The sequence below is a fragment of the Bacillus sp. MYb78 genome (genome assembly GCF_002975115.1).
GTDB lineage: Bacteria > Bacillota > Bacilli > Bacillales > Bacillaceae_G > Bacillus_A > Bacillus_A cereus.
Map to the genome: position 1 here is coordinate 22384 of NZ_PCOB01000028.1, position 12357 is coordinate 34740.

Here is a 12357-nt window from a genome sequence, read left to right on the forward strand (position 1 = left end):
AATAATGGTCAAAATTATGATTGTAGAAGACGATATGAAAATTGCAGAACTATTATCGACACATGTTGCGAAATATGGTTATCAAGGAGTTATTGTATCGGACTTTCAAAATGTATTAAACATTTTTTTAGAAGAACAACCAGAGTTAGTTTTATTAGATATTAATTTACCGAGTTTTGATGGGTACTTTTGGTGTCGTCAAATTCGCGGAGTTTCAACATGTCCGATACTATTCATTTCGGCCCGTGAAGGCACGATGGATCAAGTTATGGCGTTAGAAAACGGTGGCGATGATTTTATTCCGAAGCCTTTTCATTATGAAGTTGTAGTGGCGAAAATTCGTAGTCATTTAAGACGTGCATATGGAGATTATGCACCGAAACTAGAAGAGCGAATGATTGAGCAACAAGGTCTTTGTTTATATCCTGAAAGACTTGTATTGAAACTTAGAAATGACGAGATTGATATAACGAGAAACGAAGCTATTTTATTAGAGACATTAATGAAAAATTATCCGCGTGTTGTGAGTAGAGAAGTGTTACTTAATAAATTATGGGATAGTGAATCTTATGTTGATGATAATACATTAAGTGTAAATACAACACGTGTGCGTAAAAAGTTACAAACGTTACATATAGAAGGTGCGATTGAAACGATTCGTAGTGTTGGATATAGATTGCATATTACTTGGGATACTGGTATAGAAAAATGATAAGGTTGTTTATACGTGATCATATACCACTTATTTGCTTTACCATAATTCAACTACTAGCTATATTTCTCGTATATTGGTTTGATGGGCATAATCATATTACAACGGCGTTATATGCAATGTTTCTAGGTATTTTCTTTATGGGAAGTTATTTAGTGTTTCGTTATTTTACACATCGTTCTTTTTATGAGCGCCTAGCAAACCCGATGCAATCTTTGGATGAATCTGTTCAAAAATCTGATTTTGCAGCTGTATCGGCTGCTCTTCAAGAACTACTTGAGGTGCAATATAGACATTATCAAAATCAGCTGCAAATGCAAGAGAGAAAAAATAATGACCATTTAACCTTTATGAATCAGTGGATCCATCAAATGAAAACACCTTTATCTGTAATAGAATTAATTACACAGGATGAAGTAGATTCACGTTTTGAAAGTATAAATGAGGAAACTGATCGATTAAAAAAGGGATTAGAAATGGCTCTGTATGTCGCACGTTTAGAAGCGTTTACACAAGACTTTTATGTAGAAAGGGTACAACTACATAAAATAGTGAATGATTCGGTACATGAACATAAACGATTCTTTATCCGGAATTTTGTATATCCAGAGCTTGAAATTGATAAGGACATTACTGTAGAAAGTGATGTGAAATGGTTACAATTTTTAATCGGACAAATACTATCGAATGCGATTAAGTATTCATCAGGTAGTAGAGAAAAGATTAAAGTGAAAGCTTGTAAGGAAGATAATACCGTTATACTTGAAATTGCTGATAATGGCGTAGGTATACCGAAGCAAGATTTACCAAGAGTATTCAAACCTTTCTTTACAGGAGAAAACGGTAGAGATTTTAAAGAATCAACAGGAATGGGGCTATATCTTGTATATGAAATTACAAAACAATTAGGGCATAGTGTAGAGATTCATTCAGAAGTTGGTAAAGGTACCGTTGTACGAATTAAATTTTTTAATGTGTAGATAATTGATCTAGGCTAAAGAACTTTGGAGATAAGTTTTTTAGCCTTATTTTATAGCAATTATATGAAATAGTAAAAGGTCATCTTAATATGTATAATGACACGTTAATAAATACGGGTGTTAAATTAGAAGGATTTAATAATAAATTGATAAATAGATTTTGTAAGAAAAAAGCTACCCCTTTGAAAGAGGTAGCTGTATGTATCCATCCTATGAATGAGTGTATTAACATGAATAAGTATAATGTTCAAATTCGTGATATTTTTTGTGGATTATAATAGAATTAGTCTTTTATTTTTTCATGATACAGTATTGTAATTAAACAAACAAACTTAATAATTTATATCCAATTAATCCTAAAATAGTGATAGGAACCATCATTAAGAAAGAAGAAATTCGATTAGCATTAGAGCGTTCTAATACAAGAATCAAGATAATCCCGACTATGACTTCGGTATATCCAACAGGTAACATGTGACTATAGTGTTCAAAATTTAAAAGAATGTGAAGTCCATCCGTTACAAAAACTCCACTTAAAAGTGCGCTTCCGAATTTATGAAGTGGATTTGTAGTATCTTTCCATAGAAAACCTGCAATTCCAAAGATAGTTCCTCCTATACATGCACATACAATCCATACAGATATAAAATAAATAGAGTGAGCTACATTTTTAATAACTATTGCATAACCATAGTAGCCTAATACCATACCGAGTAGTGCAAGGATACCAGAAAGTATAGCTGAACGCTTAGAATAACTAAAGCTAGCCACAAAAAAGGATGGAACTAACCAAACGCTTCCTAGATTAGCTAATGAATTCCAGTGTCCAGGAAGTATACTTTGCCCCAATTTAGTTAGTATACCAACAATAATCCCTACTATAATCGGGATGAGAAAAATCCTTAAAAACATATTTAACTTTGTGATTTTTAATGTCCTGTCCATAAATTCAATCCTTACATTATTATTTTCTGTAAAGATATAATAGCTTATCACAAGGGAATAATCAATAAAAATTTATCGAAAAACAATAAGTGGTTATTGGGTAACGAATAACATTTTGTTTTTATATAAAATTTATCCCGCTTTAATGGGCAGTAAGCCCCCCAGCTCAAAATTCAGCGAAAGCAAAGAAATTAGGTGGGGGATCAACTGCCCATAAAAGTCCGATTGGTTCAACTAATAATCAGTGGGGGATGAAGAAAACCCCCACTGATTAAAGTTTCACTTTATATAAGAGAGAGTGCTTAGAAGTTTACTACTGGGGAAATCTAAAGGACGTATTACAATCAATGTAATTTGTGCTTGTTCAATATGAAGCTAAGAAATGATAAATAAGCCTAAAAGAAAGCGATCTTTTTAACAGCACAAATAATTGCATTTACTCATACAGTACTAGTATGGTACAATATGGTTATTAATGACGGAAAGGAATGATGGGTGGACGATGATTAACTAATCTTATTTTTAAATGTTGAAATGAAATAAATTTCAATTTATAAAAATTAGGATTAGTCTGCCCAATTCCAAACAACGGTATTGCTATTTGATTTGCGTAATAGCTTATTTGGGTATAAATAATGTAACGACTAATCCTGCCAAAATTACTTTGGGAGGATTTTTTTGTTCTCCCTTAATGAAAGGGATCGGTAATATGAAAGAAATTTTAAAATTAAATGATGTTTACGTTGAAATAATGGAAAATACTTTGTTAGAAAAAATGAATGTAGCAGTGAAACAAGGGGATGTTATCGGATTAATTGGTAAAAATGGTGCTGGTAAATCAACGTTACTTCAATTAATAAATGGAAAGATTGAGCCTTCAAAAGGGATTGTTGAATGGCAGCAAATGAATATGACAACCGCATATGTTGAGCAAGAAATAGAATCTTTTATTAGTAATGATGTGATTTCGCAAGAAGCAGAACTTCTTGCGAAATGGGGCGTGCCAACGAACGATTTTCATACTTTAAGTGGTGGTGAAAAGCTGAAAATTCGATTAGCAAAAGGATTTGCCGAAAATCCTAATGTCTTAATATTAGACGAACCGACAAATCATTTAGATGAGATCAGTACGGGATTTCTCATTAAACAAATAAAAAAGATGAAAGGTACTGTTATTGTTGTATCGCATGACCGATATTTTTTAGATGTTGTCGCAACAAAAATATGGTCAATTGAGGACAAAAAATTAATTGAGCATAGTGGTAATTATACGAGCTACATGAAAGTACGTGAGCAAAGAAGGAAGTCGCAGCAGCGTGAATATGAAAAGCAGCAAAAAAAGATAGAACAAGTAGAAACACATATAAAAGAATTGAGTTCATGGTCACAAAAGGCACACGCGCAGTCTACAAAACAAGAAGGTGTGAAAGAATTCTATCGTGTAAAAGCGAAGCGAATGGATGCACAAGTGAAGTCAAAACGAAAACGACTCGAAAAAGAGCTGGAGAAAACGAAAGTAGAACGTGTGAAAGAAGAATATTCAGTTGAGTTTTCTATTCAAGCGAACAAAAAAGTAGGAAAACGCTTTTTAGAAGTGAAGCAATTAAAAAAAGACTTTCATGGGAAAGTATTATTTGAAAACGTTAATTTTACAATTCAGCACGGTGAGAAAGTTGCGATTGTTGGACCAAACGGTAGTGGGAAAACAACATTACTGAAGATGATTATGGGAAACGAAACTGCAGAAGGAGAAATATGGATTTCACCTTCTGCAAACATCGGCAATTTAACACAAGAAGTTTTTGATTTACCGCTTGATAAAACACCGGAAAATTTATTTTTTAAAGAGACGTTTGAAGAAAGGGGAAAAGTCCAAAATTTAATGAAACATTTAGGATTCCAAGCGTCTCAATGGAAAGAGCCGATTGAGCATATGAGTATGGGAGAAAGAGTAAAATGTAAGCTAATGGCTTATATTTTAGATGAAAAAGATGTACTCATTTTAGACGAACCGACGAATCACTTGGATCTACCTTCACGTGAACAACTTGAAAATACATTAGCTGAGTATAACGGAACATTAGTAATTGTATCTCACGATCGATATTTTCTGGAGAAAACCACTAACATAAAACTCGTGTTTTCAAACAATACGATACAAAAGCAGCTAGAAGAACCTACTAAAACAAGAGATGAGATTGAAGAGCTACGTTTAACGTTAGAAACAGAGAGACAAGAAGTATTAGGTAAATTAAGCTTTTTAACTTCTAACGACAAAGAATATAAAGAACTTGATGAACGATTTATAGAACTTACGAAGCAGATAAAGGCGCTATAACGTAAGTAAGGGGGATTAACATGGGAGAAGAGAGTTCAACTAAGTTATTTAGAATAGATTGTGGAGATATATACTTGCAAGAGTTTATGGTCAAAGATGCAGAGAGTATTTATAAAATAGCAAATCAACCGGAAAAGTTTTTACCAGACTGGAAATCAACAAAAGAACAAAGGATGGATTGGATTGCAAATTACGAAATACCAGCAAACAAAGCATTTCTTGAGACAGTGAAAACTACCAACAACATAGATAATCATATGTTAAAGCTAGGAATATTTAAGGAAGCTACAAATGAATGCATTGGATGGTGCTGCACAGGCATGAAAGAAGAACTCCCTTCACCAAACAGAGAGATAATGTATGCTATCTCAAATGAACATCAAAATCATGGCTATGCTACAAAAGCGACTAAAGGTTTAATTGACTATTTGTTTAAAGAAACAAATTTAATTGTCCTCAACGCAATTGCTTTAATTAACAATGCACCATCAAATAAAGTTATTAAAAAATGCGGGTTTACTTATTTGAGTGAACAGAAGATAGAAAATCAACTATATAATCATTATGTATTGAGTAAATCTGAATGGATAAAAAATATTTCTCTGTAAAAGGAATTAAAACGAGATCATTAAAAGCTTAGAGCTAAAACTCTAAGCTTTTTTATATTCATTTTATCCCGCTATTTGTCGGGCAGTAAGCCCCCGAATAGTGATGGCTGATAATCAGTGGGTGATGAACAAAACCCCCACTGATTAATGTTTCACTTTATACCTGCTAACATATGAAAGGTACGATTTCTTGATGGAATTGCTTTTCAACAAAATAGGAAGATCAAGCTGTACGTGGGATATCGAGTTGAAAATCATTTATGAAAAGGGGATTGGAATATTTTGTCGAATTTATGTATCAATGATAATACAAATTTCTTACTCAAATCATTCTACAAATCAATTACTTAAAAAATGGAAGGGAAAAGAAAAGTGGGCGGTATAAAGAAGCATTTAGTCTTAGTCAACAAAAATTGCTGGTAAGTCTATTAAAGAGTTACATATAAAACTTACGGTTGAGTACTAGTAGATTAAATCTTTAAGTCAGGAATTAGTTTAAATGAGGGAGGGGAACACATATTATAATTTGGTTTCGTCACTTACCACAAATAAGTATGGTTTATTCAGAATGGACTCCTTTTATACAGAATAATTGGTACCGAAAACATTATATGAAGTTTGTATATATACTCCAGATAATTATTTTTCTAATACCTTATTTCTTTGAAACAGGTTTCACTCATATTAATATATTTTATCTTATCATAATAGGTATCTTAGTCTTCATCATTCACGAATGTATACACATTTTAGTAATAAGTAAAAAAGGGGATATTAGCTTAACATTTAGTAAAAGATTTTTTTGGCTAAATACAAATGCAGTCTTATCCAAAAAGAGATTTTGGGTCTTTATGAGCTTGCCTATTATTGTATTATCAGTAGTTCCTGCTATGATGTCGTTCTTTGTATCAGGAAATATTAAATCAATTTTATTATTTATATGTTGGATAAACACATTCATTTCCGCCTCAGATATTTACAATTCGTTTTTGATTGCAATGAAACCGAAGCGCTCATTTTTTTGCAGAGGTTATTATAAAGTGAAATAGTATTTAATGGGTAACTCAAATATGCTTCAACTACATACAACAGTTAAAATATAATATTTGAAAGTAAAAAGACCGATAAAAAATCGGTCTTTTTATATTAATAAAATAAAGATTAGAAAATAGCATTGTAATTCAAACCAATATGCAAATATTATAAGGTAGATATGCTTTGTTTATAGATTGAAAATAGATTTGTTATCAGTTTTTTTAGAAATCTTACAAGCGTGTAAGATAAATGAAAGATGAATCAATATGAGCTGTAAGACAATTCATTTACACTCTATAGTGAGCAGTGGAAATGAAGGGAGAATATAAATGGAAATTTTGCAGGCAAATAGTATTAGTAAAGTATATAAAGGGAAAGTACCTTATAAAGCATTAGTAGATATTGATTTATCAATTCAAGAAGGTGAATTTGTAGGAATTATGGGCCCGTCAGGTAGTGGAAAAACAACGTTATTAAATATGGTATCTACTATTGATTCTCCATCATCGGGAGAAATTTTAATAAATGGTACAAATCCTTTTCAATTATCATCAGAAGAATTAGCGTTATTCCGCAGGAAACAATTAGGATTTGTATTTCAATCATTTAATCTTCTTAGCACACTTACTGTAAAAGAAAACATCGTATTGCCGATGACTTTAGATGGTGTTTCCGTGCAAGAAATGAACAAGCGATTGGAAGAGATTGCAGAAAAGTTAAATATTACAGATATCTTGAATAAAAGAACGTTTGAAATATCAGGGGGACAAGCTCAAAGAACAGCAATCGCTCGTGCGATCGTTCATAAGCCGCAATTATTACTTGCAGATGAACCAACAGGGAACTTGGACTCTAAATCTTCAAATGATGTAATGGAGATGCTTGATACTCTAAATAAAGAAGAAAAAGCAACGATGATGTTAGTTACACATGATCCGTATGCAGCGAGCTTTTGCAGTAGAGTAGTATTTATTAAAGATGGTCAACTTTATAACGAAATTTATTGTGGTGAAAGCAGACAAGCCTTTTATCAAAAGATTATGGATGTTCTTTCTTTGTTAGGAGGGAAAAGGCATGACTTTTCGTCAGTTCGCATTTAATAATATTTTTCGTAATAAGCGTACATATGCTGCCCATTTTTTAAGTAGTACATTTTCTATTATGGTTTTCTTTACATATGCTCTTTTATTATTTCATCCTGATTTACAAGGGGAATTAAAATCAACAAGTGCAACAATGAGTGCATATGGTACGATGGGATTTACAATTTCGCAAGGTTTGATTTTTGTATTTTCATTTTTCTTTATTCTATATTCAGTTAGTTCATTTTTAAAAACTCGTAAGAAAGAATTTGGCATATTAATGATGCAAGGTATGTCAATGAGACAGTTTAAGAAATTATTATTAATTGAAAATATGTTGATTGGACTTGGTTCAATTTGTATAGGGATTTTCATTGGACTCATATTTTCTAAACTAGTTTTATTGATAAGCGCAAGTGTATTAATGATTAATAATGGTTTGCCTTTTTATATACCAGTCCGAGCTGTATTATTAACAGTTATTACATTTCTTTTCTTGTTTTTAATTGTTTCATTATTTACATTTAAAATGATAAAAGTAACGGAACTTGTGGAACTTATTCGAGCAGAGGAAAAGCCAAAACCTGAACCGAAATCTTCAATTTTATTATCACTGCTTTCTTTAATTAGTATAGGATATGGATATTTCTCAGTATTTCGCTTTATTTCAAGTTCCAGCTTTACTACACTCGGAATGGGTGTCTTACTAGTAATTATAGGAACGTACTTTTTATATACACAGTGTAGCGTTTATATATTACATCTTGCTAAAAGGAGAGAATCTTTCTTTTTAAAAAGAACAAATATATTAACGTTTTCTGAATTAATTTACCGTATGAAAGATAATGCAACGATGTTTTTTATTGTATCTATTATTTCAGCAGTTGCATTTACAGCTATTGGTACAACAGCTGCTATTGGTAATAGAAATTTAGTGTGGATGACAAACCCATATACATTTCTGTATGAAAGCTCTGAAAATAACAAATTGGTAGATAAACATCTCTCTATTATAAAAAAACATCTCTTGGATGCAAATATTCCGTATCGAATGGCTTCATCTTCAAGTAAATTTACAGAAAGTAACGTAAATGTATTGAAATTAAGTGAATATAACGAACTTACGAGAGCACTCGGGTACCAACATGAAACGATTGAAAAAGAAGATGAAATTTTACTAATCCCTGGGAGGGTGTCACAAAAGCAAGAATTTAAAAATGGTGACTATAAAAAAAATATTGAAGTCATTCAAGGAGATTGGACAAAGACATTTCGTGTGAAGAAAACTGTAGAGAATTTAGTTTTACCACATGATTCTAGTAGTATTTATATTGCTGTTCAAGATCATGTGTATGATGAAATTCCTCTGACGAGTAATCCAGAGGATGAAGATATTCAACATCGTACTTACGGATTTGTTGTAGATGATTGGATAAGAACGAAAGAGATCTCAAATCAATTAAAAAGTATATTCGATAAAGATCTTAGGGACAGTGATTTCTACTTTGAAGCTTTAACATTAAACTTGTTGGAGGCAAAGCAAAAGAATGGTTTATTACTTATGGCAAGTGTTTTAGTCGGAATCGTTTTCTTTACATTTGCTGCTAGTTTTATTTATTTCCGATTATACACTGATTTGGACCGTGATCAACAACAATATAAAATGATTTCGAAAATGGGATTAAGTAAACAAGAGTTAAAAAAAGTTGTAACGAGACAGTTATTATTAATGTTCTTCTTACCGATTGCTGTTGCGGTGATTCATACTGTAGTAGCGTATACGGCACTGCAACAATTAGTTAGTTTTTCTATTTTAAATAGCTCGATTTTTATTTTAATTTCATTTATATGTATACAAGTTTTATATTTCTTTATTACTCGTTGGCGTTACCTACAAAAGCTTTATAAGACTATGGAGCAATAAAGGATATCAACTAATAAAATTACAGAAAAGCATGTAAAAAATGATATGAATTATGAAAGGAACCGTGATGAAAAGAACTTTAACTATTTTTATGTTAACTATAATACTTTTAATAAGCTTTAGTTCATGCTCTAAAAAGGATAACTCATTTCCTGCAAACGGTGTATTAATTATTGGAGATGAAAATAATATTTCACCAATTATTAATCGTTATCAGGAAATTACGAAAGAAAATGAAGTGTTTTCTGTGAAAAAAGGTGAAGTTGGAAATGGACATGTATTAATTTTAAATGAATCTACAGCACTAGCACTGATTAAAGAAAAAATTTTTCATAAACGAGGTAATGGCTCCAATTATATTTTAGATACGTTACCAAAATTCCCAAAAGAAGGATCACTATTGTTTACAAATGAAGACGAAAAGACTATGAAAAGTATTAAAATAGAAGGAAATGAGATTCCTGTTACATACGATAGTGACACTTGGATAGGAAACACTCGTAAATATCCAACGCAATCGTATGTGATTGTAGCAAAAAATAGCGTATATAAGGAAATAAAAGCAAATGAAACGAAAATGCACCTTCTTCAATTAAAGAAATCTCTAGGTGACGAAAGACCTAAAATGTCGACAGAGAATACAATGGTTAATGAAAATGTCAAAGTAAAAAAGCTAATTAAAGGTTTGGAAGGAGAAGTATCTTTTCAATTTGTAACGATTGGCGAAAAATCTTAAAAAAGAGTTCGAGGTTGATAGAAAGTTTATCAGCTTCGAACTCTTTTTAGTTTATAGACAAATCAATTATTATGCTTTACATTACTTCATTTAATCGAGTCTCGTTTGTTTCCTCAATCGCATTTGAATTTTGAACTGAATTATTTTGGGCTTCTTTTTCTTTACGAGCCTTTTGTAGCATTTCAAGGATGATCCATAAAGGAACACCTTTATCCTTTAACATCTTCCATAAATCTAATTCATTAAATTTATGCTCAGGCTGTTTCATTTCTTTTTCAGATGAACGAATATCAAACTTGATAGGATCATTTACTTTCTTACTTTCAAGTTTAGTAGAAGAGATAGTATTATGCTCAAGAGTAGATGGAGTTATTTTAGTAGGTTGAGATAATGTATGAATATTTGATCCGATTTGCATGTTTTTTCCTCCTTTTTGAAGCAATGAGATTAGTTTTCTTATGGTTTTTAAATCTTTTTAACATGAGGAAACTATATCTAATTATAAATCTAAATAAATAGATTTACAAGTTATATTGTAAAAAGTAAATATTTACTTGAATTAATATTTATCAACATTTGTATATGTTTTCTATATATACAACGTATATAAAATACTTTACATTATGTTTAAGTTATTAAATTATTCTGTTAATTTTTCGGAAAGAAAAATGTAAACGTTTTATTAGGGGGAGAAAGTATGGGGAAGTTATTTTTAAAAATATGTTTTTTCGCATTAGTGACCGTATGTTCATTCGCAGCGAAAATATCATACGCTGAAGAAAGGCAACAAAATAATTATCCTATCATATTGGTGAATGGATTTGCTGGATGGGGTAGGGAAGAAATGCTGGGCGTAAAATATTGGGGTGGTGTTCATGATATACAGGAAGATTTGAAACGAAATGGTTATACGGTACATACCGCTGCTGTTGGACCTGTTTCTAGTAACTGGGATCGTGCATGTGAATTGTATGCACAAATTAACGGTGGGACAGTAGACTATGGTGCCGTACATGCTGAGAAACATGGACATAATCGTTTTGGCAGAACTTATAGTGGTTTTGCACCGAATTGGACTGAAACAAATAAAGTTCATTTAGTTGGACATAGCATGGGTGGACAAACGATTAGAACATTAGTACAGCTATTAAAAGAAGGTAGTTTTGAAGAAAAGAATTATGTGAAAAATCACCCAAACACCAAAATATCACCACTATTTGAAGGCGGAAAATCATATGTTCATAGTGTTACAACATTAGCAACCCCTCACAACGGTACAACACTTGCGGATGGTAGTCTTCTACTGCCGTTCGTTAAAGATTTACTCATTACAGCTGCAAGTTTTGGGGGAAACAATAATTTATCATTATATGATTTTAAATTGGATCAATGGGGTATAAAGAAGAATGCTGGAGAGTCCTTTTTCCAATATTGTAATCGTATTCTAAATAGTTCACTTTGGAAAAATACAAAAGATATAAGTCAATGGGATTTAAGTACAGATGGTGCAAAGGAGTTAAATAATTGGGTAAAGACGCAACCAGATGTGTATTATTTATCCTATAGTGGACATGCATCACAAGCAGCACCTATAACAGGTTTACATTTGCCTCATATAACGATGAATAAAGTGTTAATGGGAAATGCATTTTTCTTAGGTTCTTATGCGAGATATGAAGAAAACCGTCCGCTAGTTGATACTTCTTGGTGGCAAAATGATGGTGTAGTAAATACAAATTCTATGATTGCACCATCTTCTAATGTTACTGTAAATAATAATGAGTCATTACAGGTTGGAAAATGGAATCATATCGAAACGAAAGCGAATTGGGACCATCTCGACATGGTAGGGTTAAGTGTTTCAGACTCGTTAGGTTTTTCTAGCATTCAAGAGTTTTATAGAACAATTGCTGAAAAGCTATCACGTTTACCGAAATAGGTAATAATAAAGCGCTCTCGATGGAATTCGAGAGCGCTTTATATTATATTGAAAGAGG

At 31.8% G+C, this 12357-nt stretch carries 11 protein-coding genes; 9 read left to right on the forward strand and 2 right to left on the reverse strand.

The window, feature by feature from the left end; all coding sequences use genetic code 11:
* Positions 1 to 4: 4 nt before the first annotated feature.
* A complete protein-coding gene (locus tag CQ064_RS29690) occupies positions 5 to 712 on the forward strand; it encodes a response regulator transcription factor (protein ID WP_000238996.1) in 708 nt (235 codons plus the stop codon).
* Positions 709 to 1692 carry a sensor histidine kinase gene (locus tag CQ064_RS29695; protein WP_015055137.1) on the forward strand — a complete coding sequence of 328 codons (984 nt, stop codon included), beginning with the start codon at positions 709 to 711 and terminating at the stop codon, positions 1690 to 1692. Before CQ064_RS29690 ends, CQ064_RS29695 begins: the two co-directional genes overlap by 4 nt.
* A gap of 318 nt (positions 1693 to 2010) precedes the next feature.
* On the opposite strand, the gene CQ064_RS29705 is transcribed toward CQ064_RS29695, so the two are convergent.
* A complete protein-coding gene (locus CQ064_RS29705; RefSeq protein ID WP_000376270.1) occupies positions 2011 to 2637 on the reverse strand; it encodes a DUF6518 family protein in 627 nt (208 codons plus the stop codon).
* 709 nt (positions 2638 to 3346) lie between these two features.
* Between CQ064_RS29705 and abc-f the strand changes: the two genes are divergently transcribed.
* The 6 genes from abc-f (at position 3347) to CQ064_RS29745 (ending at position 10360) form a co-directional block, all read left to right on the forward strand.
* Complete coding sequence (abc-f, locus tag CQ064_RS29715) at positions 3347 to 4975, forward strand: ribosomal protection-like ABC-F family protein (protein WP_014482037.1); 1629 nt, start codon at positions 3347 to 3349, stop codon at positions 4973 to 4975.
* A 20-nt stretch (positions 4976 to 4995) separates the two neighbouring features.
* On the forward strand, positions 4996 to 5583 hold the full coding sequence (locus CQ064_RS29720) for a GNAT family N-acetyltransferase (RefSeq protein ID WP_000503549.1): 588 nt from the start codon (positions 4996 to 4998) through the stop codon (positions 5581 to 5583).
* A 554-nt stretch (positions 5584 to 6137) separates the two neighbouring features.
* Positions 6138 to 6632, forward strand: coding sequence for a DUF3267 domain-containing protein (locus tag CQ064_RS29730; protein ID WP_003270612.1), 495 nt, complete (start codon positions 6138 to 6140; stop codon positions 6630 to 6632).
* A 315-nt stretch (positions 6633 to 6947) separates the two neighbouring features.
* Positions 6948 to 7718, forward strand: coding sequence for an ABC transporter ATP-binding protein (locus CQ064_RS29735; protein WP_000404443.1), 771 nt, complete (start codon positions 6948 to 6950; stop codon positions 7716 to 7718).
* Positions 7693 to 9624 carry an ABC transporter permease gene (locus tag CQ064_RS29740; RefSeq protein WP_000144179.1) on the forward strand — a complete coding sequence of 644 codons (1932 nt, stop codon included), beginning with the start codon at positions 7693 to 7695 and terminating at the stop codon, positions 9622 to 9624. The genes CQ064_RS29735 and CQ064_RS29740 overlap by 26 nt, the downstream gene beginning before the upstream one ends.
* 67 nt (positions 9625 to 9691) lie before the next feature.
* A complete protein-coding gene (locus CQ064_RS29745) occupies positions 9692 to 10360 on the forward strand; it encodes a lipoprotein BA_5634 family protein (protein WP_000831683.1) in 669 nt (222 codons plus the stop codon).
* Between the two features lie 76 nt (positions 10361 to 10436).
* Here CQ064_RS29745 and CQ064_RS29750 read toward each other — a convergent pair whose 3' ends face one another.
* Positions 10437 to 10778 (reverse strand): DUF3914 domain-containing protein, encoded by a 342-nt coding sequence (locus tag CQ064_RS29750; protein ID WP_001165517.1) that lies wholly within the window; start codon positions 10776 to 10778, stop codon positions 10437 to 10439.
* Positions 10779 to 11057: 279 nt separating this feature from the next.
* Here CQ064_RS29750 and CQ064_RS29755 point away from each other — a divergent pair, with 279 nt between their 5' ends.
* Positions 11058 to 12299, forward strand: a complete 1242-nt coding sequence (locus tag CQ064_RS29755; protein ID WP_000517061.1) for an esterase/lipase family protein — start codon at positions 11058 to 11060, stop codon at positions 12297 to 12299.
* Positions 12300 to 12357 lie beyond the last annotated feature (58 nt).